This window comes from Micromonospora thermarum, from assembly GCF_012034245.1.
GTDB classification, from domain to species: Bacteria; Actinomycetota; Actinomycetes; order Mycobacteriales; family Micromonosporaceae; genus Micromonospora; species Micromonospora thermarum.
The window spans coordinates 76,946-102,277 of record NZ_JAATEO010000013.1 but is presented as its reverse complement, the minus strand read 5'-3'; the positions used below and the strand labels follow the sequence as shown (position 1 = coordinate 102,277).

Annotated in this window: 26 protein-coding genes and 1 tRNA gene; 11 read left to right on the top strand and 16 right to left on the bottom strand. The window is 73.5% G+C overall.

Annotated elements, in window-relative coordinates:
- Nucleotides 1-3 precede the first annotated feature (3 nt).
- Nucleotides 4-687: a hypothetical protein gene (locus HCJ94_RS14180; protein ID WP_168001481.1), complete on the bottom strand. Its 684-nt coding sequence runs from the start codon at nt 685-687 to the stop codon at nt 4-6.
- Nucleotides 688-854: 167 nt separating this feature from the next.
- Here HCJ94_RS14180 and HCJ94_RS14175 point away from each other — a divergent pair.
- Nucleotides 855-927 (top strand) — tRNA-Arg (locus tag HCJ94_RS14175).
- Nucleotides 928-1,111: 184 nt separating this feature from the next.
- Here HCJ94_RS14175 and HCJ94_RS14170 read toward each other — a convergent pair.
- Nucleotides 1,112-2,749 carry an esterase/lipase family protein gene (locus HCJ94_RS14170; protein ID WP_168001480.1) on the bottom strand — a complete coding sequence of 546 codons (1,638 nt, stop codon included), beginning with the start codon at nt 2,747-2,749 and terminating at the stop codon, nt 1,112-1,114.
- A 422-nt stretch (nt 2,750-3,171) separates the two neighbouring features.
- Here HCJ94_RS14170 and HCJ94_RS14165 point away from each other — a divergent pair, with 422 nt between their 5' ends.
- Nucleotides 3,172-4,014: a glutamate ABC transporter substrate-binding protein gene (locus HCJ94_RS14165; protein ID WP_168001479.1), complete on the top strand. Its 843-nt coding sequence runs from the start codon at nt 3,172-3,174 to the stop codon at nt 4,012-4,014.
- 122 nt (nt 4,015-4,136) lie between these two features.
- On the opposite strand, the gene HCJ94_RS14160 is transcribed toward HCJ94_RS14165, so the two are convergent.
- Nucleotides 4,137-4,697 carry an isochorismatase family protein gene (locus HCJ94_RS14160; protein WP_168001478.1) on the bottom strand — a complete coding sequence of 187 codons (561 nt, stop codon included), beginning with the start codon at nt 4,695-4,697 and terminating at the stop codon, nt 4,137-4,139.
- A gap of 59 nt (nt 4,698-4,756) precedes the next feature.
- Entirely contained in the window at nt 4,757-5,293 is a 537-nt protein-coding gene (locus HCJ94_RS14155; protein ID WP_309227273.1) for a DinB family protein, read from the bottom strand.
- Between the two features lie 169 nt (nt 5,294-5,462).
- On the opposite strand from HCJ94_RS14155, the gene HCJ94_RS14150 reads away from it, so the two are divergent.
- The 5 genes from HCJ94_RS14150 to HCJ94_RS14130 all read left to right on the top strand — a co-directional run bounded on the left by HCJ94_RS14150 (nt 5,463) and on the right by HCJ94_RS14130 (nt 9,925).
- A complete protein-coding gene (locus HCJ94_RS14150; protein ID WP_168001477.1) occupies nt 5,463-5,855 on the top strand; it encodes a VOC family protein in 393 nt (130 codons plus the stop codon).
- Nucleotides 5,856-5,972: 117 nt separating this feature from the next.
- Nucleotides 5,973-7,211, top strand: coding sequence for a sensor histidine kinase (locus tag HCJ94_RS14145; RefSeq protein WP_240944213.1), 1,239 nt, complete (start codon nt 5,973-5,975; stop codon nt 7,209-7,211).
- Nucleotides 7,201-8,418 carry a hypothetical protein gene (locus tag HCJ94_RS14140; RefSeq protein WP_168001476.1) on the top strand — a complete coding sequence of 406 codons (1,218 nt, stop codon included), beginning with the start codon at nt 7,201-7,203 and terminating at the stop codon, nt 8,416-8,418. The genes HCJ94_RS14145 and HCJ94_RS14140 overlap by 11 nt, the downstream gene beginning before the upstream one ends.
- The gene (locus HCJ94_RS14135; RefSeq protein ID WP_168001475.1) at nt 8,391-9,104 is read left to right on the top strand and encodes a response regulator transcription factor; all 714 of its coding nucleotides are present in this window, start codon (nt 8,391-8,393) and stop codon (nt 9,102-9,104) included. The genes HCJ94_RS14140 and HCJ94_RS14135 overlap by 28 nt, the downstream gene beginning before the upstream one ends.
- Nucleotides 9,105-9,202: 98 nt before the next feature.
- Nucleotides 9,203-9,925, top strand: coding sequence for a hypothetical protein (locus HCJ94_RS14130; RefSeq protein ID WP_168001532.1), 723 nt, complete (start codon nt 9,203-9,205; stop codon nt 9,923-9,925).
- Here HCJ94_RS14130 and HCJ94_RS14125 read toward each other — a convergent pair.
- The 5 genes from HCJ94_RS14125 to HCJ94_RS14105 all read right to left on the bottom strand — a co-directional run bounded on the left by HCJ94_RS14125 (nt 9,807) and on the right by HCJ94_RS14105 (nt 14,903).
- Nucleotides 9,807-10,787 carry a GlxA family transcriptional regulator gene (locus HCJ94_RS14125; RefSeq protein ID WP_168001474.1) on the bottom strand — a complete coding sequence of 327 codons (981 nt, stop codon included), beginning with the start codon at nt 10,785-10,787 and terminating at the stop codon, nt 9,807-9,809. The genes HCJ94_RS14130 and HCJ94_RS14125 overlap by 119 nt on opposite strands.
- A 4-nt stretch (nt 10,788-10,791) precedes the next feature.
- A complete protein-coding gene (locus HCJ94_RS14120; protein ID WP_168001473.1) occupies nt 10,792-11,448 on the bottom strand; it encodes an isochorismatase family protein in 657 nt (218 codons plus the stop codon).
- Between the two features lie 177 nt (nt 11,449-11,625).
- The gene (locus HCJ94_RS14115) at nt 11,626-12,354 is read right to left on the bottom strand and encodes a lysophospholipid acyltransferase family protein (RefSeq protein ID WP_168001472.1); all 729 of its coding nucleotides are present in this window, start codon (nt 12,352-12,354) and stop codon (nt 11,626-11,628) included.
- Between the two features lie 117 nt (nt 12,355-12,471).
- Complete coding sequence (locus tag HCJ94_RS14110; RefSeq protein WP_168001471.1) at nt 12,472-14,532, bottom strand: amylo-alpha-1,6-glucosidase; 2,061 nt, start codon at nt 14,530-14,532, stop codon at nt 12,472-12,474.
- Entirely contained in the window at nt 14,532-14,903 is a 372-nt protein-coding gene (locus tag HCJ94_RS14105; protein WP_168001470.1) for an SCP2 sterol-binding domain-containing protein, read from the bottom strand. Before HCJ94_RS14105 ends, HCJ94_RS14110 begins: the two co-directional genes overlap by 1 nt.
- A gap of 185 nt (nt 14,904-15,088) precedes the next feature.
- Between HCJ94_RS14105 and HCJ94_RS30190 the strand changes: the two genes are divergently transcribed.
- Together HCJ94_RS30190 and HCJ94_RS30185 are read left to right on the top strand one after the other, a co-directional pair.
- Complete coding sequence (locus tag HCJ94_RS30190) at nt 15,089-15,475, top strand: hypothetical protein (RefSeq protein WP_240944212.1); 387 nt, start codon at nt 15,089-15,091, stop codon at nt 15,473-15,475.
- Entirely contained in the window at nt 15,451-16,242 is a 792-nt protein-coding gene (locus HCJ94_RS30185) for a DNA glycosylase AlkZ-like family protein (RefSeq protein ID WP_373684296.1), read from the top strand. Before HCJ94_RS30190 ends, HCJ94_RS30185 begins: the two co-directional genes overlap by 25 nt.
- Here the strand turns inward: HCJ94_RS30185 and HCJ94_RS14095 are convergent.
- Both HCJ94_RS14095 and HCJ94_RS14090 read right to left on the bottom strand, forming a co-directional pair.
- The gene (locus tag HCJ94_RS14095; protein WP_168001469.1) at nt 16,217-16,633 is read right to left on the bottom strand and encodes a CBS domain-containing protein; all 417 of its coding nucleotides are present in this window, start codon (nt 16,631-16,633) and stop codon (nt 16,217-16,219) included. The two genes, HCJ94_RS30185 and HCJ94_RS14095, sit on opposite strands and share 26 nt — an antisense overlap.
- 90 nt (nt 16,634-16,723) lie before the next feature.
- Nucleotides 16,724-17,164 carry a PPOX class F420-dependent oxidoreductase gene (locus HCJ94_RS14090; RefSeq protein ID WP_168001468.1) on the bottom strand — a complete coding sequence of 147 codons (441 nt, stop codon included), beginning with the start codon at nt 17,162-17,164 and terminating at the stop codon, nt 16,724-16,726.
- Nucleotides 17,165-17,245: 81 nt separating this feature from the next.
- Between HCJ94_RS14090 and HCJ94_RS14085 the strand changes: the two genes are divergently transcribed.
- Entirely contained in the window at nt 17,246-17,989 is a 744-nt protein-coding gene (locus tag HCJ94_RS14085) for a DUF6597 domain-containing transcriptional factor (RefSeq protein ID WP_168001467.1), read from the top strand.
- Between the two features lie 13 nt (nt 17,990-18,002).
- Here the strand turns inward: HCJ94_RS14085 and HCJ94_RS14080 are convergent, their stop codons facing one another.
- The 5 genes from HCJ94_RS14080 to HCJ94_RS14060 form a co-directional block, all read right to left on the bottom strand.
- Nucleotides 18,003-19,028, bottom strand: coding sequence for an aspartate-semialdehyde dehydrogenase (locus tag HCJ94_RS14080; RefSeq protein ID WP_168001466.1), 1,026 nt, complete (start codon nt 19,026-19,028; stop codon nt 18,003-18,005).
- 387 nt (nt 19,029-19,415) lie between these two features.
- Entirely contained in the window at nt 19,416-20,762 is a 1,347-nt protein-coding gene (locus tag HCJ94_RS14075; protein ID WP_168001465.1) for a M16 family metallopeptidase, read from the bottom strand.
- A complete protein-coding gene (locus HCJ94_RS14070; protein ID WP_168001464.1) occupies nt 20,759-22,051 on the bottom strand; it encodes a M16 family metallopeptidase in 1,293 nt (430 codons plus the stop codon). Before HCJ94_RS14070 ends, HCJ94_RS14075 begins: the two co-directional genes overlap by 4 nt.
- 380 nt (nt 22,052-22,431) lie before the next feature.
- Nucleotides 22,432-22,644 (bottom strand): hypothetical protein, encoded by a 213-nt coding sequence (locus HCJ94_RS14065; protein WP_168001463.1) that lies wholly within the window; start codon nt 22,642-22,644, stop codon nt 22,432-22,434.
- Nucleotides 22,645-22,737: 93 nt separating this feature from the next.
- Nucleotides 22,738-23,892, bottom strand: coding sequence for an alkaline phosphatase PhoX (locus HCJ94_RS14060; RefSeq protein WP_168001462.1), 1,155 nt, complete (start codon nt 23,890-23,892; stop codon nt 22,738-22,740).
- A 307-nt stretch (nt 23,893-24,199) separates the two neighbouring features.
- Between HCJ94_RS14060 and HCJ94_RS14055 the strand changes: the two genes are divergently transcribed.
- On the top strand, nt 24,200-25,303 hold the full coding sequence (locus tag HCJ94_RS14055; RefSeq protein ID WP_168001461.1) for a 3-deoxy-7-phosphoheptulonate synthase: 1,104 nt from the start codon (nt 24,200-24,202) through the stop codon (nt 25,301-25,303).
- Nucleotides 25,304-25,332: the final 29 nt, after the last annotated feature.

Sequence of the window (25,332 nt, the reverse complement as noted above, 5' to 3'; positions counted from 1 at the left end):
CGCTCAGCCGGCGAGGTCGGCGACGGCCGCCCGGATGGTGTCGAACGTCGCCACCGGGTGACCGTCTCCGTCAGCAGGCAGCACCAGCCCCAGGCAGCTCAGCCCGACCTCGCCGTCGCTACCGGCCAGCACGGCGAAGACCGGCGCGCCCACGTACCCGTCGGGCAGGTCGGCGGTGAGCCGGACGGTGTCGCCCTCCCGCGCGTACCGTTCGATGGCCACCTCCAGCGGGCGCGTGCCGCCTTCGCCGACCCCCAGCGCGAGGACGATGGCCGACCCCGGCTCCGCGCCGAGTCCGGCGATCGCGTCGCTGTCGGCGGCGATCACCTCCGGCACCTGCTGGGTACGCCACCGCCAGCCCGCGCTCTCGGCCAGCTCGTGCAGCCCGGCGGTCGGCATGACCGCCGCACCGGTGCCCGGCCGGCACCATCCTCGGACGAAGTCCGGCACGGTGAGCGTGTCTCCGGCGACGTCCGCCGGCTCGGTCACGCTCGGCCGCAAACCGACATCACCGGTCGGGGCCCGCGTCAGCGCCTCCGACGTCAGCAGGTACTCCCCGCCGCCGGCCGTCGCGAAGAAGAACGCCGTCCCGAGGTCGTCGCCCGCGCGGACCGGCAGGATCGCGCGCCCGACGAGCTGGCACAGCTCGTACGCGACGTCACTCTCGGTGTCCGGATCAAGCAGCACGACGCCGAGCGTACGACGGGACGGCGGCGCGGCGGGCGGCCGGGACAATCCGGGTGGCCTGCGGCGGTGGCCTGTGGCAGGCTGGGCCGCCGACGTGGTCGGGGCCACCCGTTTCCCCGCTGACCGGGGGCGCGGCGGTACCCTTCTCGCGCGACGATCCACGGCACGCGCCCGTAGCTCAGCGGATAGAGCAGGGGACTTCTAATCCCAAGGCCGCAGGTTCGAATCCTGCCGGGCGCACTCTCTTGAAGCAGGACCGACCTGCTGTTTCTTGCCGCTACGCGTCACCGCACGGCCGGGCCGACCTGCTCGACACCGGCGGGCTGACCGCCCTGGTGGCCGGCCCTGCCAGAGGCGGCGTTCCCGGCGTAACGTCCGCGTGCCGTTGACCGTCCGGCCCCGCAGTCGACCCTGGCGGTTCAGCTCAGGGCCGGCAGGGTTCCCGTCGCAATGCCGCATCGGGCTGGTCGGCGGCATGCCACGCCGGATTGAGTGCTAACGGCAGGGGTGGCGCCTGCCATGCCCCGGCGAACCGCTGGAGGGCCGAGTACTCCCAACGGAGCAGGTTGCTCGGCGGCTTGCCGGTGAGGTGATCGGCCAGGTGGCGCAGTCCGGCTGGCCGGTCGATCAGGTGGCCATGGAAGCCGGGCATTTGGATCACGGGAATCTGGGCGTTGAGCTCTGCCGGGACCGTGATGGCGTCGACAATTGGCAACAGCGCGATCATCCGCACGCCCGGCACCGGGCAGAGCAGGCGGTTGCGGTAGAACGGCGCGTCGTCCAGCAGGGAGCGAATGAACGGCGAGTCGGGCGTGTCCGGCGCGTCGCTAGTGGCTTCCATCAGCTTGAACATGCCGCGCAGTTGCCAACCGGTGGCGACGCCCCAGCCCGAACGAGCCTGCGGCGGCGGGTAGTAGGCACGCCCGGCCCTCAGGATTGGGCTGTCCAGGACCACCGTGTCGACCGCGGGGTGCGGGTAGCGGTCCAGGTAGTAGCGGACGATGAGGGCGCCTTCGCTCTGTCCGACCAGCGAGACTGGTTTACCGCTACGCGAGTGAAGCTGATCCACCTGGGTGGCGAGCAGTTGGGCGCTGGTGGACAGCGACTGGTGGGTGTCGACCGGTGAGTAGAACACCGGCTTGCCGTGGTGGTCGGTGCCCCGGTACGAAAAGCGCACCACGGGAGGTTGGGATGCTGACGGGTCGCCATGATGGGCCGAGTTGTAACCGCCGAGGAAGATCACCGGATGGCCGATGTCCCCGAACTGCGGCAGGGCGTCGATGGGCTGCAGCGACTGGCCTGCGCCGCGAGCCCCCAGGTCCTCCACGTATTCGACCAACAGCAAGCTGCTCACCACCAAGGCGACGACCAGCGGCGTTACGGGCACTCGGGACCACCGCACCCGTTGCTGGAGCACCGTGGCGCGCACCTTTCGCTGCCACAGCAGGCCGTTGACCATTCCGGCCGCGGCGGCTGTCGGTACCGTCAACCAATCCGGGACGGACCAGACGAGCGCGGCGCCCGCGGTGAGGGTCACGAAGTTGAGCAGCGACCAGCCGACCGTGGCGGCCGACGGCAGGCCGCGCCACCAGTCCGGCACGATCCCGCCCCGCTGTAGCAGCGGGGCCAGGATCATCACCGGCACCAACTCAAGGAACTGGAAATAGGCCAGCGAAACGTCCGAGGCGACCACGGCCAGCGCGGTCCACGGCGAGAGAATCACGACGACGACGGCCGCGAAGACCAGGTTGCGACCGGCCAGCCGGCGAAACGACGGACACGGCCGCTCGGCCGGCCAGGCGAGCGCGACCAGTACGGCCGAGAAGAGGCCGCGGAGCACGATGGCGCCCAGCAACAGGCCGGCGAACATGGCCCAGGAGTTGTGATACACCAGCACCCAGCGCAGGTCGAAGAACGCCCCGTACGGCGAGATCGCACTGGCCTGGGGCGCCAGGCCGAACGCCGAGGTGAAGTTGACGGCGTACAACACGGCCGCCACGGCCGCCGCCGGCACGGCAGTCAGGACGAGCAGCCACAGCAGACGTATCCGCTCAGGGCGCACCGTTCCTCCCTTCCGTCGGCCGGGCGGAGGGCACGAGACCAGTTGGGGTCAATTTACCGTTCTGTGACTATTTCCGGACCAGATAGGCGAGCCCGGGTCGGCCTGCGGCACAGCACCTCCGGTCCCCTTGGGCTGCGCTCACCCGAATAGGGCAACTGACCCGTACGGCCGAGACGGGACAGTAGGGTGGGGCGGGGCGATCGGCCGACTGCTCATCCCGCTTGCCTAGGTCGGCCAGCGCCCGCGCCGCGGCGGTGCAGCCCACGGCGATGCTCTTCGCGACGAATTGACGGTTCACCCGACCCGCACATGGTCGGTGAGCGAGCGGCCGTGGACGTCCCGCCGACGACCCCGATGCGCGAGAGGTGCCGGGTGGCGCGTGCGGCTCCGGGGCGGTGCGCCGTCGAAAGAAGGAGAGCCGAATGCGTGTCACGCGGGCGGCGGCGATGGTCGCGGTTGCGGCACTCTCGCTCGCCACCGGCGCCTGCGGTGGGGGCGACAGCGGCCCCGGTGTCGTCGAGAAGGCCGCGAAGACAAAGACGCTCGCCATCGGCGTAATTCCCGACCAGCCGGGCCTCAGCCTGAAGACCGATGGCACGTACGTGGGCTTCGACATCGAGATCGGGAAGATCGTCGCCAGGGGGCTCGGCGTCGACCCGGCCAACATCCAGTGGAAGGACACCAGCTTGCCGGACCGCGAACAGGCCATCAAGGAGGGTACGGTCGACTTTGTCGTGGCCACCTACACGATCAACGACGCGCGCAAGAAGGAGATCAGGTTCGCCGGTCCGTACTACGTCGCCGGCCAGGACCTGTTGGTCAGAACCGACTCGACCATCAGGGGGCCGGAGGATCTCGACGGCAAGGTCGTCTGCTCGAACGCCGGCTCGACGTCGGCCCGGCTGATCCGGTCGCAGTACCCGAAGACCCGCTTGCAGCAGTACGACCAGGACTACAGGTGCCTGGCGGACCTCGAGTCAGGCGCGGTTGACGCGATGAGCACCGACGACGTTGTTCTCCTCGGCTACTCCATGCGCCCGGAGAACGTGGGCAAGTTCAAGCTGGTGGGCAAGACCTTCTCCGAGGAACCCTACGGCATCGGGATGAAGAAGAAGGACAAAGCCGGCTGCGAGAAGGTCAATGAAATCCTGAAGGCCGCCGCGCGGGACGGGTCGTACAAGGCGGCGTGGGACGCCACTTTGGGCAAGGGTGGCAAGCCGGTACCGACGCTGGACACCAGTAAAATGACCCACTGCCGTGCGTGAGCGACCCCAAGGCCGCTGGCGGCAACCGCCGCGATCAGGCCGCCGGGAGCCGGATGGTCCGGCGAGGATGGACGGGCTGACCGAGCGCGGAACGCCCAGCCAACCCGTCGGTCTGCTCGATGTCAGGGCGCGGCGGCGAAGTCCACGTCGGCGGTCTTGACCGTGCCGCCCGTGCGACCCGGCGCGGACTGGTACGTCCAGTAGAGGTTGGTGTGGGCGATCACCTGCGCCGGCGGCGGCGCACCCCACGCCGACTGGTCCTCCGTGGTGTGGGCGTCGCTGACGAGGGTGGCGTCGTAACCCCGGACCAGCGCGCCGTGCAGCGTCGACCGGATGCACGCGTCGGTCTGCGCGCCCGTGACGACGAGTCGCCCGACGCCCAGCCCGGACAGCACCGTCTCGAGGGTGGTGGCCTCGAAGGAGTCGCCGTAGTTCTTCTCGACGAGCGGCTCGGTGTCGGCCGGCTTCAACTCCGGGACGATCCGCCAGTCGTCGCTGCCCCGGGTGAGCCCTTCGTCGGAGTGCTGGACCCAGACGACGGGGACCTGCTCCCGCCGCGCCTTCTCGACGAGGCCGGCGATGTTGGTGACGACCGCGTCGCGCTCGTGCGCCCCCGCGACGACGCCGTTCTGCACGTCGATGACGAGGAGTGCGGTGTTGGGGCGGTTGCCCAAGGTGGCCATGGTCTCTCCCCCGGATCGGCTGCCTGCCCCGCAGACGTTAGCCCCACCCACCGACAGAATCAGTGCGGCGGATCCTCGCCGACCAGCCCGTCGACCGACTCCCGGATGAGATCGGCGTGGCCGACGTGGCGGGCGTACTCCTCGATCAGGTCGATCAGGATTCGCCGGAGGCTCGGAGTGTCGCCCTCCGGGCTGGTCCAGCGCGCCAACCCGTCCAGGCCGCCCTCGGCCAGCGCCTCCTCGACCATGGTCCGGGAGGTGGCGACGGTGTCTCGCCAGAGCGCCATGAGCTGCTCGGGCGAGTCGTCGGCGGCGGACCGCCACTCCCAGTCCGGTTCGGCGTCCCAGTCCACGGTGTTCCACGGCGGCCCCGGGTCCCGGCCGCGCAGGCGGAGGCTGAAGTAGATGGCCTCGACGGCGGCCAGATGCTTGAGCAACCCGCCGAGCGTCATCGTCGAGGCCCCGACCGTCGCGCGCATGCCCTCGGCGTCGAGGCCACCGCACTTCCACGCCAGGGTCCGGCGCGAGCGTTCCAGAGCGCCCAGGAGGGTGGCCGTCTCGTCGCCGGCCAGCGGAGGCCCCTGCAGCACCGTCACGGGGCCGACCCTAGCCGTGCCCCGGGCCGACCGCTGCCCCTGAACCGGCAGATCGTGGAAGCGCGCGGCCCCTGGGAGGGGCTGAAATCCTCCACGGCCCAGGACGCCCCGAGCTCACACCTGCTGACCGTCGCCCGGGTCCCGACGGCGCGACCGGCATGATGGCCGGATGGCACATCTGGGACTGGTCGCGCTGGTGGTACGCGAGTACGACGAGGCGATCGCCTTCTACACCGAGCGGATCGGCTTCGAGCTGGTCGAGGACACGCCCCGGCCGGACGGCTCCCGGTGGGTGGTGGTGCGGCCGCGCGGGGCACGGGAGACCGCGATACTGCTCGCCCGCGCGTCGACGCCGAAGCAGCGGGCCCGCGTCGGGGACCAGACCGGTGGGCGGGTGGGGCTGTTCCTGTACACCGAGGACTTCGCCGCCGACCACGCCCGGATGAGCGCGGCCGGCGTGCGGTTCCTCGAGGAGCCACGGCACGAGGCGTACGGGTCGGTCGCGGTCTTCGAGGACCTGTACGGCAACCGGTGGGACCTGATCCAGCCACGACGGGACTGACCGGCCGGCGACACCCCGCGTACCGTGGGTGATCGCGGCCCTCGGGCGTGTTATTCTCCGGCGTCGATTTCTGCCGACCGGACCCGTATCGGTCGTTTCGGAAGGACCTCCCGCCCGATGCCGGCCGTTCCCGCCGCGACCGCGCCACGCGGCACCGCGCAGGCCGCCACGACCGCGCCGCCCGGCGCGGTGCCAGCCGGCACGATCGCGGCATCCGGCACCCTGGACACGCCGGCCGGTGGTGCCCTGACCCTCATCTTCGCCACCATCCCGGCCCTGCTCCGGCTCACCTGCGGGGTGGTGGGCGCGGTCGTGGCGCTGTGGGTGCGTACGCCGCCGGTCGAGCCGGCGCTGCTGCTGCCGGCCGTCGCCGCACTGACCGCCTGGTCGTTCTGGTACGCGGTCCGCGTCCTCCGGCACGGGGTCACCGCCCCGCTGGTGGCCGGCGACGTCACCCTGACCACGGTCGCCTGCCTGGCGATCCCCGTGCTGGTGGCACCGGAGGTGCTGCCCGGCGAGGGGAGCTGGATCGCGGTCCTCGCGAGCACCACGATCATCAACGCCCAGGCGACCGCCCCGACCCGCTGGTCGGTCCCGGCGGGGCTGCTGGTGACCGCCGCGTACGCGACCGGCGCGCACGCCGCGGGCGATCCCGTCGAGGCGGGCGCCCACGCGGCGACGCTGCTGGCGCAGACCGCCTGCACGGCGGTGATGGCCGGCGTCATGCGCCGCCGGATCGGCCGCGCGGACCGGGCGTTCGTGGACCACCAGCGGCTGGCCCGGGAGAGCCGGGTCGCGCGGGCCACCCGGGAGGCCGAGCGGCAGCAGAACCGCGACCTGCACGACACCGTCCTGGCCACCCTCACCATGGTCGGCCTGGGCGCGGTGTCCGGTTCGTCGGCGGCGCTGCGCGACCGGTGCGCCGGTGACCTGCGGACCCTCGACGCCCTCGCCGACGGCCGCGCGGCGGGACGGGACGGCCCGCTGGACGAGCGGCTGCGGCAGGTGCGGGCCCGGCTTCCGGAGCTGCCGGTCACGGTGGAGCTGGCCGCGTGCGAGGTGCCGGCGGCCGCCGCCGAGGCCCTCGCCGAGAGCACGTACGCGGCACTGTCCAACGTGGTCCGGCACGCGCCGGGTGCGACGGCCGCACTGCGCCTGACCCGGGCCGGCCGCACCGTCGTGGTCGAGGTGGCCGACGACGGTCCCGGCTTCGATCCGGCGACGGTGCCGGCCCACCGGTACGGGCTGCGCGAGTCGGTCCACGGCCGGATGGCCGCTGTCGGCGGGCGGGCCGCGGTCGACTCCCGCCCCGGGGCGGGCACGCGGATCCGGCTGGAGTGGTCCGATGTCGACTGAGCTGACGGTGCCGCCGGTCACGGCGGTGCCCGTACCGCGTACCCCCGGGGAGAGCCGGACCGGCGCGGACGCGGCGGCCGCGGTGGCCCGCGCCTCCGACCGCGGCGCGCGGATCGTCGTGGTGGTGATCGCGCTGGCGTGGCACACGGCGATCGGCCTGCCGGCGGTGCTGTCGGCCCGCGCGGACCTGGCGGCACCGGCGGTGGTGCTCGGCGGTTGGCTGCTGGTCGCGGCTCTCGGCGGCGTCGCGGGGGCGGGCCTGCTGCGCGGCTCCCCGCTGCCGGCCTGGCCGCTGGCGGGGACGTTGCTGGCCGTCGACGTGGTCGTCTTCGCTGCCGTGGGCGAGCGGCAGCTCTTCACCGCCGCGAACTGGGTGTGGGGCACCATCGCCTGGTTCTTCGTGCTGGTCCTGTGGGGGCGCCGGCTGGTGGGGCTGCTGTTCCTGCTCACCGCCCACTCGACGATCGCGCTGGTGGCCGTCCTCGGGTACGGCGCGACCACCCCCGCCGACCTGGCGCGCTGCGTGATGTACGTGTACGGCACGTCCTCGCTGCCGGTCGCCGTGTTCGCCGGTGGCGCGGCGATCGCCGCGCTGGCCCGACAGCGGGCCGCGACGGCGGCCGCGGCGTACGCCCTGGTGGCCGAACGCGAGGCGGCCGAGCTGGCCCGGCGCGAGCGGCGGGAACGGCTCGCCCTGGCCGGCGCCGCCGCCCGGGAGGTCCTCGCCGAGCTGGCCGGTGGCCGGGCCGACCCGAGGGACGCGGACGTGCAGCGCCGGTGCGTGCTGGCGGCGGCGCGGCTGCGCCGGCTCATCGCCGAATCCGACGACGTGCCCGACCCGCTGTTGCACGAGCTGCGGGCGGCGGCCGACCTGGCCGAGCGGAACGGCCTTCCGATCGACCTGGTGACCATCGGCACGCCGCCGCCGCTGCCGGTGGAGATCCGCCGCCGACTGGCCGACCCGCCGACCGAGACCCTGGCCGAGGCCCGGGACTGGGCCCGGCTGACCGTCGTGGCCGGGCCGGACGAGGTGGCGGTCAGCCTCGTCACCCGGGACGGCGAGCACGCCGACCCTCCGCCCTCCGACGACAGGTCGCCGTCGTCCGACGCCGGTGATCCGGTGCCGGACGGCGGTGGCGGCCGAGTGGAGCACCTCGACGAACGGGACGGGGAGATTAGATGGACGCAGACCCGGTGGCGGCGGTGAGCGCGCAACGGCCGGTCGGGGTGGCGATCGTCGACGACCACCCGGTGGTCGTGGACGGGGTGCGGGCGTGGCTGGCCAGCGAGCCGCGCCTGGAGGTGGTCGCCACCGGGGACGACCCGGACGAGGTGCTGCGCGAGGCGCCGCACGCCGACGTCGTCCTGCTGGACCTGCGGCTGCACGGCCGGATGGCGCTGGAGAAGCTCGCCGAGCTGGCCGCGGCGGGCTGGCGGGTGGTCGTCTACTCCGAACACACCGACCCGGCGACGATGCTCGCGGCGCTGGACGCCGGAGCGGTCGCGTTCCTCGCCAAGCACGAGGGACGGGAGCACTGCGTGGCGACGGTGCTGGCCGCCGCGAGCGACCGGCCGTACGTGTCGCCGGCGCTGGCCGGCGCGTTGGTCGGCGACCCCCGCCCGGACCGGCCGGTGCTGTCCGACAAGGAGCGGGAGGCGCTGCTGCTGTGGTTCCAGTCGATGTCGAAGGCGTCGGTGGCCCGACGGATGCGCATCAGTGAACACACGGTCAAGCAGTACGTCGACCGGGCGCGGATCAAGTACACCCGGGCGGGGCGGCCGGCCGCCACGAAGGCCGCCCTGCTCGCCCGCGCGATCGAGGACGGCCTCATCCGGCCGGAAGAGATCGGCACCTACCGGTCGCAGGCGTGGTCCGACCGGCCGACCCCCTAACGGGCGTCATGACACTGGTGGTGGAGGTCGGCGAGGCTGCACGGTGAACAAGGGGTGATCCGGCCGCCCCATCGCCGTCTGCACGAGAGGTCGTGACGATGCACGATGACGCGTCCCCCTTCTTCATCGCCCCGCACCGCTTCGACGCGGCGGACGATGCCGGGCCGGTGCTGGACCGGCGGCACGAGCTGGTCCCCGAGCCCGGCGAGCGGGTGCTCGGGCGGTACCGGCTGCACGCGGCGGGCTACCTGCTGGGCCCGACCGAGGCCTGGCGGCGCTGGACGTTGCCGGCGACGGTGGCGGTGACGGTCACCGACCGGCGGCTCGCGTACGCCGGGACGGGCTCGCAACTGTCGGTGGTGGACGGTGGCGCGGGTGAGCGCCGCCACCGGCGCGGGGTGCGGGTGCCGGGCCTGGTCAGCGGGCAGATCCGCTGGCAGTGGCCGTCCCGGTTGGAGATGGCGCCGTCCGGCTCCGGACGGCCGGGGCAGGTGCTGGTCGTCTGTGACGCGCTGCGGACGATCCACCAGCCGGCGCTCGCCCTCGGCGCCCTGGAGGGGGTCGTCGACCTGGCCCGGCAGATCCGCCGGGCGGTGGCCGCGTTCCGGCTGGCCCACCCGGAGCTGGTGGACCTGTCCCCGCCCGAGCGGGACGTGCTGGCGCTGCGCGCCAACGCCGGCCCGCTCACCGGCGAGGGGCGGGTCACCCTGCCCGGATCGCTGCCGGTGGAGTTCCGCTCCCGGGACGACTACTACCGGCGGGACCGGTCCGAGTGGGTGTGGCCCGGGCCCGCAGCCGGCGCAGCATCCGGGCATCGGTGAACCCGACCGCGTGTGCCGCCGCCTCGACGGTCGCCCCGTGCCCGATCAGGTGTTCCGCGCGCTCGACCCGCAGGAGCTGCTGATAGCCGAGCGGGGTCAGGCCGGTGGTCTGCCGGAACAGCCGGGTGAGGGTCCGCTCGGCCACCCCCACCTCGGCGCAGAGGTCGGCGAGCGGCAGCGGCCGGTCGTACCGGGCGTCGTTCAGATCCTGCGCCCGGTGCACCGCGTCCGAGAGGTGCGACCGGTGCCGCATCATCGCGCTGGCCTGCTGTTCGTGGCCGTTGCGGCGGGCGTACACCACCAGGACGCGGGCGATGCGGGCGGCCGCGGCAGGCCCGTGCCGGGTGGCCATCAGATGCAGCGCCACGTCGATGCCGCTGGCGATGCCGGCCGAGGTGACCACCCGGTCGTCCACCACGTAGAGCACGTCGCGGACCACCCGCGCCGCCGGGTGGCGGCGGGCCAGGTCGTCCTGCACCTCGTGGTGGGTGGTGCAGCGCCGGCCGTCGAGCAGGCCGGCGCGCCCCAGGGCGTACGCCCCGGCGCACACGCTGGCCACGGTGCCGCCGGCCGCGTGGTGGTCCGCCAGGCGCCGCAGGTCGTCCGGGCCGACCGGTCCCTCCGGGCCGTGCGCGCGGGGCCGCCATCCGGGTACGACCACCAGGTCGTCGCGGGTCAGCTCGGGCCACTCGCGCCCGGCCACCAGCGGTACGCCCTGCACGGTCGGCACCACCTCGCGGTCGGCGACGTAGTGCAGCTGGTAGTCGTACCCGAGGTCGGCGGCGGTGGAGAAGACCTGGGCCGGCCCGGCGAGGTCCAGCAGGTGCACCTGCGGGACGAGCAGGAAGACGACCCGGGCCATCCGGTCAGCCTCGCACGCCGGCGGGTTCGGGCTGCGCCGCACCCACGCCGGTCCCGTCGCCGGCGGCGGCCCGGTCCGTGCCGGTGACCTCCTCGACGGTACGGACGGTGGCGAAGCGGCCGGCGAGCGCGTACTCGGTACGGGCGGTCATCTCCCCGACCGACAGGGTGCGCGGGTCGGCGAGGATCTCGGCGAGGGTGGCGGTCGCCGGCAGGTCCCGGTGCGGCGTCGGGAAGGTGACGGTCGCGTCGGTCACGAACGTCATCTCGTAGCCGAGGTCGCAGCCGACCCGGGCGGTGGTCTCCACGCACTGCTCGGTGCGGATGCCGCACACGGTGATCTCGCGGATGCCGGCGAAGGTCAGCAGTTGCTGGAGGTTGGTCGTGGTGAAGGCGTTGTGCGACGTCTTGACCAGCGTCGGCTCTCCCGCGACGGGGGTGAGACCGTCGATCAGCCGCACGTGGCCGTTGGCCGGGTCGAAGACGCCGCCGCTGCCGGGCTCGGCGTGCAGGACCCAGACCACCAGGTCGCCGCGTCGCCGGGCGGCGGTGACCAGCCGGTCGACCTGGCCGACGATGTCCGGCTGCGAGGCGTACGCCCAGATGTCGCGCTGCCGGAAGGACTCCTGCACGTCGATGACGACGAGTGCCGCCCTGCTCATGACCTGACTCTGCCCCCGCGCAGCCGGCCGGCACGAGACACCATCCCGCCCGACACCGGACCGATCCGGCCACGCGCCCTCCCCGCCCCCTCCCCCGCGATCTTGCAGTTTCGGCCCTCGTTACGCGGCATTCGTGGCGGTACGCCCGGGCCGGAAGTGCAAGATCGCGCAGAAGGGTCAGGCGCGGTCGAGGGTGGCAGCCTGCTCAGGGGTCGGGGCGGTGCCGCCGAGGTGGGCGGGGAGCCACCAGGTGTCGTCGGGGCCCGACGGGCGGTCCGGGTACTCGCGCTGCGCACGGTCGACCAGGGCGGCCAGCCGGGTCTTGAGGTCGTCGGCCATCACGTTGGCGTCGGGGTAGCCGGCCGGGTCCATCGGCTCCCCCACGAGGATGGTGATCGGGGTGTGCCGCCTGGTCAGGGTGCGCGGGCGGCCCTTCGTCCAGAGCCGCTGGGTGCCCCACAGCGCCACCGGCAGCACCGGCACGCCGGCGTCGCGGGCCATCCGGGTGGACCCGCTCTTGAGGTCCTTGACCGTGAACGAGCGGCTGATCGTGGCCTCCGGGAAGACGCCGACCACCTCACCGCGCTTCAGCGCGCTGACCGCCGCGGCGTACGAGCCGGCGCCGGCCCGCCGGTCCACCGGGATGTGCCGCATCCCGCGCATGAGCGGCCCGGAGACCTTGTGCGTGAAGACCGACTTCTTCGCCATGAACCGGACCAGGCGCTTCGACTCGTGCGCGCCGAGCCCGCAGAAGATGAAGTCCAGGTAGCTGACGTGGTTGCTGGCCAGCACGGCCCCGCCGGTACGCGGGACATGGTGGGCGCCCTCGATCCTGATCTTCAGGTCGAGGACCCGGAACATCGTCTTTGCGGCGGCGATCACGGGCGGGTACACGAGCTCCGGCATCCGGTGACTTTACCCCGAGTAAGTTACGCAACCGTAGGGCGGAGGGCCGGGGAGTTCCCCGGGTCGGCGAGGGCCCCGTCCCGACGTCGAACGCCGGGACGGGGCCCTCCGCACACGTCAGACCGCGAGCTGATGCAGGTCGAGGCGGCCGCGGGCGAACGCGTCCACCCGGCCCCAGCGGCCCGGGATGTCCAGCACCTCGATCCGGCCCATGCCCGCCGGCAGGCGGGGCTCGACAGCCAGGTGGCCCTCGTGCGGCTCCAGGCCGAGCATCGTCCGCAGGAGCAGCAGCGGCGCCCCGGTGGACCAGGCCTGCGGGCTGCACGCCGTGGGGTACTCCACCGGGAACTTGGTCAGGTCCCGCGGGTAGCCGCCGAAGGCCTCCGGCAGCCGGCCGTCGAAGTACCGGGCCGCGTCGAGGATGCCGCTGGCGATCGTCGCCGCCTCCTCGGCGAAACCGTAGTTGCGCAGGCCCCAGGCGATGAAGGAGTTCTCGAACGGCCAGATCGTGCCGTTGTGGTAGCCGATCGGGTTGTAGCGGACCTCGCCCTCGGCGAGCGTCCGCACGCCCCAGCCGGAGAAGAGCCGCGGCCCGACCAGGTGGTGGGCGATCTTCTCGGCCCGGTCGGCGTCGACGATGCCGCTCCACAGCAGGTGGCCGATGTTGGAGCTGAGCACGTCACACTGCCGGCCGTCCGGGTCCAGCGCGAGCGCGTAGTACTCGCCGTCCGCCACCCACCAGTCGTGGTTGAACCGCTCCTTCAGGGCGGCCGCCTCCCTCTCCAGCCGGTCGGCGAACTCCGGGTCGCCCCAGAACTCGCGGGCCAGCCGGGCGGCGCGGACCTTCGCGTCGTACGCGTACCCCTGCACCTCGCAGGTCGCCCGCGGGAACGGGGGCAGCTTGCCGTCGCGGTACGAGATCGAGTCCCAGGAGTCCTTCCAGCACTGGTTCTCCAGGCCCGTGTCGGCGTTGCGCCGCTCGTACCAGATGTAGCCGTTGCCGACCAGGTCGGCGTAGTCGTCGATCCACTTCAGGGCCGCCCGGCACTCGGCCTCCAGTTCCTTGACCAGCGCGGCGTCGCCGCTCCACTTCTCGTACTCGTCGAGCAGCACGATGAACAGCGGCGTCGCGTCCACCGAACCGTAGTACGGCGAGTGCGGCTGCTCCTCGAAGGCGGCGGTCTCGCCGTACCGCATCTCGTGCAGGATCCGGCCCGGGTCCTCGTCCCGGAAGTCGTCGAACCGGGTGCCCTGGAGGGCGGCGAGGATGCGCAGCGTCGTCTTCGACAGCTCCGGCGTGAACGGCAGCACCTGCAGGCAGGTCAGGATGCTGTCCCGGCCGAACATCGTCATGAACCACGGCAGGCCGGCCGCCGGCAGCGTCGCCCCGCCCAGGGACAGCGGCGAGAAGCGCAGCGCCGCCAGGTCCACGAGACAGCGCCGGTACGTCGTGGCCAGGTCCTCGTGCTCGGTGTTGACCTTCGGCGCGTTCGCGATCCACTCCTCCAGATCCTGCTGGAGGGCGAGCCGCTCCGTGCCGTGGGAGCGCACACCCATCCGCAGGTCCCGACCCCCCGGGCCGATCGCGTGGGTCTGCACGTCGATCCGGGCCGTCCACTGCTCGTTGGGTTCGAGATGGACGGTGTACCCGAAGCCGCCCTTGTCGTACCGGGCCGGCACGGACGACGCGATCACCGTCTCCCGCTTGAAGCTGCCACGCCGGTAGCCCAGCCGCAGCCGGTCCGGCTCGACCTCGGCGTAGATCTCGCCCTTCTTGTTGAGGATCTCGTCCTTGACCTGGAACAGGTCGGCGAAGTCGGACGCGACGTCCATCCGGAGTTCCAGGTCGACCGGCTTCTCGTCGTGGTTGAGGATCGTGATCGTCTCCCGGAAGCTGCCTCCCACCGCCCGTTCCCGGATGATCGACAGCTTGGCGTCGATGTAGTGCGTCGCCAGTCCCGGCACCAGGAAGAACCGCGCCTCGTAGTACTGGAGGTCGTCGTACGAGAGCGGGTTGAGCCGCTCCCCGTTGACGGTCAGCACCCAGGTCGACAGGAACCGCGTGTCGAGGGAGAAGAGCCCTGTCGGTTCGCTCGGCGTCGCCTCGATGTCGCCGGTGTCCTCGGAGACCACGAAGGTGTTGCCGTCCAGGATCCGGATGTGGTTGCTCTTCGACATCAGTCCACCTCCCTGTGGAAGAACCGTCGCGGACCACGGGAGTGGGGATCGCCGGGGAAGAGCCGCTCGACCTGGACGATCAGCCGTGGGTCTCCGGAGACCGTCACGTCCCCGCGCAGGATGGCCGCGATCCCGTGCTCCCGACCGGCGGCGAGGTCCTCGAACAGTGCCGGGCTGACTCCGACGACCGTGTCCGCCTCCCGGTCCTCCTGGGTGACCCGCAGGTTCCCCCGGTCGATCCGGACCATCCAGTGGTGCGTGTGCGCTCCCTCTTGCAGATCGAAACGCAGGGTCCCCGAGGTCTTCGCCAGCAGGGGTTCGTACCCCCTCCGGTCGAGATCCTCGAAGAACCGCGTGGTCGCGTCCGCCATCGGGTCCTCTCCTCCCCGTCGGTCGTGTCCCCCACCGACCGGGGCGACGGCTCCCGCCCGGTCGGTGACTCGACGTCCGGACACGGGTCCCCGTCCGCGGCGTGGTCAACCTAGCCCGGATCGGGTGAGTCGGCGGGTGGAAGCGTCGGACGGCGGCGGTAGCCTGCCGACGACGGAGGGGTGCGATGACAGCGGTCGACCGCCGGCGGATCCTGGGCTACCGGGCCGCTGCCCAGGAGCTGGACCGACCGGGTGGCCAGGCGGCCGACCTGGCGGTGGCGGGGCTGGGCGTGCAGGACACACCGTACGGGTCGGCCCGGCTCGCGCTCGCCGTCCGCGGGGTGCCGCCGGAGGACGACCGGCTGGAGCTGGTCTGGTCGATGCGCGGCGCACCGCACCTGCACCGTCGCGCGGAACTGCCGTCGCTCGCCGCCGCTCTCTGGCCGCTGTCCGACCCTGACGCCACGCGGCGCAGATCCGCGCGGGTGCCGCGCTGGGCATCGCCGCGTTCACCGCCGCGGCCGCCGCGTTCGCCGAGGTGGTCACCGTGCCCATGCCCAAGGGCGAGGTGAGCCGGGCGCTCAGTGACCGGGTGCCGGCCGAGCTGACGTACGACTGCAGGGCGTGTGCGGCGCGGCACATCTCCGGATCGCTCTTCCAGCAGGCGGGCCTGGCCGGCGGCGTCCGCCTGGCGGTCGCCGGGCGGTCCACCACCCTGGCGCCGATGCCCGGGTGGCCCGGCCCGCCGGTGGTGGCCGAGGGCACGACGGCCCTGGTCCGGGCGTACCTGCGGCTGCTCGGCCCGGCCACCCCGGCCGACGTCGCCGGCTTCCTGGGCACCTCGGCGGGCGAGCTGCGGTCGGTGTGGCCGACGGAGCTGGCGGAGGTGCGCGTCGACGGCCGACGAGCATGGTTGGCACCGGAGGACGTGCCCGCGCTGCGGTCCGCCGAGCCCCTGCCCGGCGTGCGGCTGCTGCCCCCGGGCGACCCGTTCCTCGCGGCCCGCGACCGCGGGGTGCTCGTGCCCGAGAAGGCCCACCAGGCGCAGGTGTGGCGGATCATCGGCAACCCGGGGGCGTTCCTCGTGGACGGCGACGTCGCGGGGACGTGGCGGGCGAAACAGGCCGGCCGGGGCACGCTGGAGATCACGGTGAGCCCGTTCGCCGGCCGGCTGTCCGCCCGGTACGGGGCCAGCTCGACGCCGAGGCCGCCCTCGTCGCCGGCGCCCGGGGCGCGACCGGTGCCCGGGTCCACGTCGACACGCCGTGACACCGGCCCCCATGCTGCGGGGGCCGGCGTGTCCGCGGCGGACGTCAGTTGTTCGGGTCGTCGGCGCTGATGTCGGCAAGCACGGACTGGGGTTCGCGCTCCACCGCCAGGTCACCCATCGACACCAGGCCGACCAGCCGCCCGTCGTCGACCACCGGCAGGCGGCGCACTGCGTACGTCCGCATCAGGTCGGCCGCGGCCACGGCGTCGTCGTACTGGCTGACCGTGACGACGTCCTTGGTGGTGATCTGGTTCAGCTGGGTCGAGGCAGGGTTCATGTTCTCCGCCACGGCACGGACGGTGATGTCGCGGTCCGTCACGATGCCGACCACGTTGTCACCGTCGGTCACCACGACGTCCCCGATCGCGCTGTCCCGCATCTCCTGCGCCGCCGCGACGAGCGTGTCGTTGCCGTCCATGGTCACCAACCGGGTCGTCATGAACTCTCCGACCGTTGTCATGGTGCTCCCCTCTCGGTGTCGGCACCGCCGTCTACCCGCGGCCGCACGGCAGGTAACGCGGCTCGGGCCGGGGGGTGACGGGAGGGGCGGTCAGCCGCGCGGGGGCAGGCCGTAGACGCGCTCGACGTGCAGTCGCAGCACCAGCCGGCGCTCCGCGACCATGGCGCGGCGGTAGTCGTCCCAGTCGGGGTGTTCGCCTCCGATCGCACGGTAGAGCGCGACCAGTTCCTCGACGGTCGGGTCGTCCGGGCGCTCCGCCACCGGGGTCAGCTCGGCGCGCGCCTCCGCCACCGCGTACGCCCAGCCGTCCCCACTGCTGACGTGGAAGCTCGCGCGGGGGTCCCGGCGCAGGTTGGCGGTCTTGGCCCGGCCGTCGGTGACCGACACCCGGATGACGTTGCCCGGGCGGTCGTACGAATAGATCACAGTGGACAGCTGGGGCGGCCCGTGCCGCTTGAGTGTCGCCAGCACGCCCAGCCGGCCGGCAGCGATGAGATCGGTCAGTGCCGCTTGGCTCCGGTCGTCGGACACGCACCCTCCCAAGTCGAGTCACCACCCATCCAAGCACGCGAACGGATCGCCGGCGTCGTCCGGCGGTGGGAGGATGCGGAGGTGCCGCGGGAACTGGTGCCGCCCGGCGGGGCGCTCGCCCCGTACCTCGCCGGAATCGGCTGGTGGGCGACCGACCTGCCGGCGGGTCGGGAGCGGCGGCTGCCCACCGGCGGGATGCAGCTGGTGGTCAACCTCGCAGCCGACGAGGTCCGGTGGTACGACGCCGACGGGCGGGAACACCGGCGCGGCGGCACCGTGGTCTGCGCGGCCACTCCCGGCCCGGTCACCGTCGACACCGCCGACCAACGGACGGTGATCTGCGTGCCGTTCCGGCCGGGCGGCGCGCATCCCGTGCTCGGCGTGCCCGCGACGGCGCTCGACGATCCGGTCGTGGAGCTGGCGGCGCTCTGGGGCCGCGCGGCCGTGACCCTGCGCGCACGGCTGCTGGCGGCCGGCGGGCCGCGCGCGGCCCTGTGGGAGCTGCGCCGGACGCTGGCCCGGCGGCTGGACCGCGGGCCGGGCAACGATCCGGCGGTGCCCGCCGCGGCAGCCGCCCTCGACCGTGGGATGGCGGTGGCCGACGTGGCGGACCGGCTCGGCCTGACACCGGCCGGCCTGCGCCGCCGCTTCGCCGTCGGGACGGGGCTCACGCCGAAGGACTACTCCGCGCGGACCTACCTGGTCCGCGACCCGGGCGGCAACAGTTGGTGCTTCTGGCAGCCGCTCGACCGCCCGGTGCGGCTGCGTGACGGCTGGCGCGAGATGCGCCCCGAGCCCGTCACCGCCCGCCGTGGCGAACGGTGACGGGCCGGCGATCCTAGCGGCGCTCGGCGGCGACCAGCTCGGCGAGCTGCACCGCGTTGAGCGCGGCGCCCTTGCGGAGGTTGTCGTTGGAGCAGAAGAGGGCGAGGCCGTGCTCCACGGTCTCGTCGGCCCGGATCCGCCCCACGTACGTCGGGTCCTGGCCGGCGGCCTGGAGCGGCGTGGGCACGTCGGAGAGCGCGACGCCGGGCGCGCCGTCGAGCAGCTCGCGGGCGCGCTGCGGGGTGATGGGCCGGGCGAACCGGGCGTTGATCTGGAGCGAGTGGCCGGTGAAGACGGGCACCCGGACGCAGGTGCCGGAGACCTTCAGCCCGGGAATTTCGAGGATCTTGCGGCTCTCGTTGCGCAGCTTCTGCTCCTCGTCGGTCTCGTCGGAGCCGTCGTCGACGATCGCCCCGGCGAGCGGGAGCACGTTGAACGCGATCGGGCGGGCGAACGAGCGCGGCGCCGGGAACTCCACGGCGGCGCCGTCGAAGGTGAGGCCGCTGGCCTGCTCGACGACCTTGCGGACCTGCTCGTCCAGCTCGGCGACGCCGGACAGGCCGGCACCGGAGACGGCCTGGTACGTCGACACGACGAGGCCGACGAGCTGCGCCTCGGCGTGCAGCGGACGCAGCACCGGCATGGCGGCCATCGTGGTGCAGTTGGGGTTCGCGATGATGCCCTTGGGGCGGTCGGCCGCGGCGTGCGGGTTGACCTCGGCGACGACCAGCGGCACCTCCGGGTCCATCCGGAACGCCGACGAGTTGTCGATGACGACCGCGCCGGCCGCCGCGACCCGGGGGGCGAGTTCCTTGGCGGTGCCCTTGCCGGCCGAGAAGAGGACGATGTCCAGCCCGGAGTAGTCGGCGGTGGCCGCGTCCTCCACGGTCACCTCCCCGCCCCGCCACGGCAGGGTGCGCCCCGCCGACCGCGCCGAGGCGAACAGCCGCACCTGCTCCGCCGGGAACTCCCGCTCCGCCAGCACCTGCCGCATCACGCCACCGACCTGGCCGGTGGCCCCCACAATGCCGATCCTCATGACCGCGAGGCTACCCAGGGGAGCGGGCCGACCGGGAACGCTTTCCCACCGCCCGGGCCACCGTCACACCGCCCGCGAGGCCCCCTGGCCTGGTCAGGGCGGCACCGCCGACCCGGCAACCCCACCGCCGATCGACCCGGCGCACCGGAAAATCGCGGGCACCGGGCCCACCTGACCGCAGCATCGCCGACCACCCGGGCCCACACCGCCCCGCACCGGAACCCGCTCCCCTGCCCGGGGACGCGACCGACATCACACCGGCCGCCGCCGAAGTGGCCGCAATTTCACGGAAAGAGTGGGCTCCGGGCGCGAGGCGCGGAATGGGCACTCTTTCCCTGAACGTGCGCGGATCTTGGGGGTGCCTGCGCGGCCGCGCCCCCGGCGCGGTCACGGGGTTGTCGTGACGATCTCCCCCAGGCCGGTCGCCACGAGGTCGTCGCGGATGAGGGCCGCGTCGCCCTCGATCACCAGCGTCAGCGACCCGGGGTGGAGGTGGGTGGCGGCGGCCGTCGAGACCCGGTCGACGTCCGCGGCCAGCAACTCCTCGCGCAGCCGGGCGTGGTAGTCGTCGGGCAGGTCGTGGACGACCAGGGTGGCCAGTGCCGAGGCGATGGCGCGCGGGGTCTGCAACTCGACCGAGAGCTGACCGGCCCGCCAGGACCGCGCGACCGCCAGCTCCTCCTCGGTCACCCCGGTCTCCTGGGTACGGGTGATCTCGCCGACCGCCTCCACCAGCGCCGGCGCGGTCACCGCCGTCTGCACCCCGGAGGCGACCGCGAACCGCCCGAACCGGCGGGACGCCGCGAAGTCACCCCGGATGCCGTACGTGTAGCCACGCACCTCGCGGATCAGGTGGTTGAGCCGGGAGGTGAACGCGCCGCCGAGCACGGTGCCGGCGAGGGTCGTCGGCACGTGGTCGGGGTGGGCGCGGTGCGGTGACGGATGCCCGAGCCGCAGCGTCGACTGCACCGAGCCCGGCCGGTCGACGAGGACGATCCGGCGGCCGTCGCGCGGGACCACCGGGATCGGACCGCCCCGGTCCACCGGGCCACCACCGGTGCCGGCGAAGGCGGCGGCGCCGAGCGCGTCCAGGTCGAGCCGGTCCAGGTCACCGGCGACGACCAGGGTGCCCGGCCGGATGAACCACTCCGAGTGGAAGACCCGGACGTCCTCGACGTCCAGCGCCGCGACCGAGTCCGGGTCGCCGTAGAGGGGGCGGCCCCAGCGGTTCTCCCCGCCGAACAGGTCGGCCCGCAGCGCCGCGTCCGCGCGTGGGCCCGGGTTCGCCCAGTCCATCCGCAGCGCGGTGGCCTCGTCGTCGCGGACCCGGCGGACGTCGTCCGGGTCCAGCCGTGGGGTCCGCACCGCCTCGGCGAGCAGCTCCACCGCGGCGGGCAGCCGGTCCACCGGCACCTGCACGCTCACCTGGAACGAGTCCCAGTCCAGCCCGGTCACCAGCTCGGTGCCGAGCGCCTCGATCGCCAGGGCGTACGCGGTCGCGTCGCGCTGGGCCGTCCCTTCCTCCAGGGCCTTGGCGAGCACCGCGCCGAGCCCCTCCTTGCCGCCCGGTTCGCGGCCGGCGCCGGCGTCGAGCAGCAGCAGGGCGACGGCGAGGGTCTGCCCCGGCAGGTGCGCGGCGACCACCTGCCCACCGGCCACGCCGCGCCGGACCACCTGGGGGAACCGGTACGGGCGGGCGGCTCCCGCGCCGGGACGGGTGGTGATCAGCGTCATGACGTCTCCTCGGACACGTAGGTCAGGGTCACCCGGTCGGGACCGGCGAGCACGTCGGCGGCGACCTCCGCGATCTGCTCGGCGGTCACCGCCAGCCAGGCCGGCAGCCGTTCGGCGGCCTTCCTCGGGTCGCCGAACTGGGTGGCGTACCGGCCGAGCACGTCCGCCCGGCCCTCCACGCTGGACATCTGGCGCCACCAGGCGGTGCTCAGCAGGGCCTTGGCGCGGTCCAGCTCGGTGGCGGTGACCGGCACCGTGGCCAGCTCGTCGACCACCTCGGCCAGCCCGGCGCCCAGCCGCTCGGCGGTCACGCCGGGCCGGGCGGTGGCGGTGGCGATCAGCGGCGCCGGAGCGTGCGCGAGGTCCACCCCGTACGCCCCGACCAGGTCCGGCTGCGCGATCCGCTCACCCTCGGCGAGCCGCTGGTAGAGGCGGCTGCCCCGGCCGCTGCCGAGGACGGTGGCGAGCACGGTCACGACGTCGTACCCGGGGCTGCCGAAGGCGTGGGTGCGGTGCGCCACGTACACGCGGGGCGCGGGCACGTCGGTGACGACCCGCTCCACCGCCGGCTCGCCGGTGGCCGGGACGTGCCGGCCGTCCGGCGCGGGCGGGATCTCCGGCCGGGGCGGGATCGCGCCGAAGTACTTCTCGGCGAGGGCGAAAACCTCGGCGGCGGAGGCGTCACCGACCACGGTGAGCACCGCGTTGTTCGGGGCGTAGTACGTCGTGTGGAAGGCCTGGAACGTGGCGAGGTCGGCGGCGTTCAGGTCGGCCATCGAGCCGATCGTCGCGTGGTGGTACGGGTGCCGCGGCGGGTACAGCAGCGGCAGCAGGCGCAGCCACGCGTCGCCGTACGGGACGTTCTCGTAGCGCTGCCGCCGCTCGTTCTTCACCACGTCCCGCTGGTTGTCCAGCGTCTCCTGGGTGAGCGCCGGGACCAGCCCGCCCATCCGGTCGGCCTCCAGCCAGAGCGCCAGCTCCAGGTGTTCGGCGGGGACGGTCTCGAAGTAGTTGGTGCGGTCCGGGTTGGTGGTGGCGTTGAGCGACCCGCCGCAGCCCTGCACGAGCTTCATGTGCTCGGTCTTGGCGACGTTGACCGAGCCCTCGAACATGAGGTGCTCGAAGAGGTGGGCGAAGCCGGTCTGCCCCTCCGGCTCGTGGCGGGAGCCGACGTCGTACCAGAGGTTCACCGCCACGGCGGGGGCGCTGCGGTCCTCGCTCACCACCACGCGGAGGCCGTTGTCCAGTCGGGTCGTCTCGATGGGCCAGGGGTAACCGCTGTCGGGCATGGCACGACGCTATCCGATCTCGCCGGCGGAAACGTGACGCGCCGACACGGGGCGGGCCCGCCGGTAGGTCGGCGGCGGCCCGCCCGGACGGCGGCGGGCTCGCCGGGACGGCGGCGGGCTCGCCGGGACGGCGGCGGGCTCGCCGGGACGGCGGCGGGCTCGCCGGGACGGCGGGGAACACCGTGGGGCGGTGCCGGGGCGACAGTATCGACGGCGGGCCGTCGGGTACCGGGAGGGGCATGCCGCCTGCCGCCGCCCTGGACCGCGCCGCCCTCGTCGTGGACGGGCTCACCGCGCGGCGCTGGCCGACCCGGAGTCGGTGGACGTCGGTCTCCGCCTGGCGGACGTGGCCGCCGCGACCCGCTCGGACGCGCCGGGGTTCAGTCCGGCGGTTCGCTACGGGTGACCGTCTGATCAGACGTGCGGTGCTCCAGGACGGTGTCCTCCGCGACGTTCCGGTCCTCCCGGATGTCCGAATCGGCAAGGATCGCGTCGGCCTGCGCCTCCGCGTTGTCGCTGCCGACGGCCGACTCCTCGGGCAGCAGGTGCGCGCGGGACTCGATCCGCTCCTGGTCGCTTCGCTCGTCACTCATGCCGGCCCTCATACCCCGACCGGCGCTCACGCACGCGCGGCCCGGGACGGAACCGGCCGCCGGGTGCGCCGGCGACCGGTTCACGCCCGACCGTCAGGAGCGGAACGGCCCGCGCACCTCGTACGTGATGCCGCCGGAGGACGAGCCGGACGTGCCCCGCTGCGACGAGAAGTAGAACCGGGTGCCGTCGGGCGAGAACGCCGGGCCGCAGATCTCCGACGAGGACTGGCCGGTGATCCGCAGGAACGGGGCCACCACCTCGGTGGGGGTGATGATGTTGATCTCCATGTTGCCACCGTCCTCGGCGACGAAGAGGTCACCGGAGCGGGCACCGGTGATGTTGTCCACACCGGTCAGCGGCGCGGTCCCGGAGACGAGTGAGTCGTCGTACGCGAGGTCGATGCGCTGGTTGACCGCGTCGTACGCCCACACCCGATTGTCGCCCTTGGTGGTGAACCAGCAGGTCCCGTCGGCGTACCAGCAACCCTCGCCGCCGTTGAACTTCTTCGCCCCCGAGACCTGGTTGCGCGTGTACGTCGGCGAACCGTCCGGGTCCGGCACCCGCGCCCAGGTCACCGGCCCGCTGGTGGCGGTGCCGGCCACCAGGACCTCCAGCGTGCCGGAGGAAAGGTTGCCCCAGGTGGTCGGGCGGAACCGGTAGAAGCAGCCGCTGGTCTCGTCCTCGGTCAGGTAGATCACCCCACGGACCGGATCACAGGCGGCGGCCTCGTGCTTGAACCGGCCCATCGCCGGGCGCTGCACCGCTGCCGTGCCGCCCTGCGGGTACGTCTCGTACACGTACCCGAGGCTCACCTCCTCGCAGGAGAGCCAGGTCCCCCACGGCGTCGCACCGCCCGCGCAGTTCTGCCGGGTGTTCGACAGGATCCGGTACGCCGAGGCGATGCTGCCGTCGGAGTTGAACCGCACCGCCGACGCACCGCCGCCGGGGTTGATCTCGGAGTTGGAGACGTAGATCCAGCCGGTGCCGGCGGCGAAGCAGGCGCCGCCGTCGGGCGCGTCGTGCCAGATGTACGACGTGCCGGCGACGGCCTGCCGGGACCGGGCGACGATCCGGCTGGTGAAGCCGGCGGGCAACTGGATGCCCCGGGCGTCGGCCGGCTGGAGCGGCCCGTAGGGGCTGGCGCCGGGCTGGGCCGGGGCGGCCATCGCGGCGCCGGCCCAGAGGCTGCCGGAGAAGGCGGCGGCGCCGCCGGCGACGCCGGCGCGCAGGAGAGTACGACGGTCCATCGGGAGACCTCCGGGTGGGAGCAGCTGGCGGTAGCGCCGACGTTACCGGCGGTCGCATCGACGGGGGTGAACACGAGACGAGGCTTACCGGACGAGGGGGTGAGCCCCGTCCGTCGGATCGGGTACGCTGGCTGACGTGACGCGGTCGTATCGATGGTTTAGGCAGCCGGCTCGCCAGCCGGTGACCTCATCGTGATCTGACGTCACCGCACACGAGCCGGCCGGGCAGGAGCTTCCGTTCCTGCCCTTTTGCGTACGAGCAGCCGGCTCGTCCCGGGCACCGGCCCCGGGCACGGTCGGCGGAAGGATGCCCACCGTGACGACCCCGGAGACCGACCGGGTCAGCGATCAGCGGATCGACCGCGTGGTGCCGCTGACCACCCCGGCACTGCTGCACCACGACCTGCCCCTGGACGACGAGCTGGCCTCGGCCGTGCTCACCGGCCGGCGCGCGGTCGGCCGGGTGCTGGACCGCGCCGACGACCGCCTGCTGGTGGTGGTCGGCCCGTGCTCGGTGCACGACCCGGCCGCCGCCCTCGAGTACGCCCACCGGCTCCGCGAGGCCGCCGAACGGCTCGCCGACGACCTGCTCGTGGTGATGCGCGTGTACTTCGAGAAGCCGCGTTCGACGGTGGGCTGGAAGGGCCTCATCAACGACCCCGGGCTGGACGGCTCCGGCGACGTGAACACCGGCCTGCGGAAGGCCCGCGCGCTGCTGCTCGACGTGCTGCGGCTGGGGCTCCCGGTGGGCTGCGAGTTCCTCGACCCGATCACCCCGCAGTACATCGCGGACACGGTGGCCTGGGGTGCGATCGGCGCGCGTACGGTCGAGAGCCAGGTGCACCGGCAGCTCGCCTCCGGCCTGTCCATGCCGATCGGCATGAAGAACCGCCCGGACGGCAGCATCTCCACGGCGGTCGACGCCATCCGGGCAGCCGGCGTGCCGCACGTGTTCCCCGGCATCGACGTCTCGGGCACCCCGGCGATCATGCACACCCGGGGCAACGCGGACGGCCACCTGGTGCTGCGCGGCGGCGGCGGCCGGCCGAACTACGACGCCGAGTCGGTGGCGGGCGCGCTGGAGCTGCTGCGCGCGGCGGGGCTGCCCGAGCGCCTGGTCATCGACGCCAGCCACGCCAACAGCGGCAAGGACCACCGCAACCAGCCGCTGGTCGCCGCCGACGTGGCCGCCCAGCTCGCGGCCGGGCAGCGCGGCATCGTGGGCGTGATGCTGGAGAGCTTCCTGCTCCCGGGCCGCCAGGACCTGGACCCGACCCGCGAGCTCACCTACGGCCAGTCCATCACCGACGCCTGCCTCGGCTGGGACACGACCGACCAGGTCCTCACCGACCTGGCCGCCGCCGTCCGCACCCGCCGCCGCGTCCCCACCCGCACCCCCGCCCTCCCCTGACTGTCCCGCGTCCCACCCACCCCTCCCAG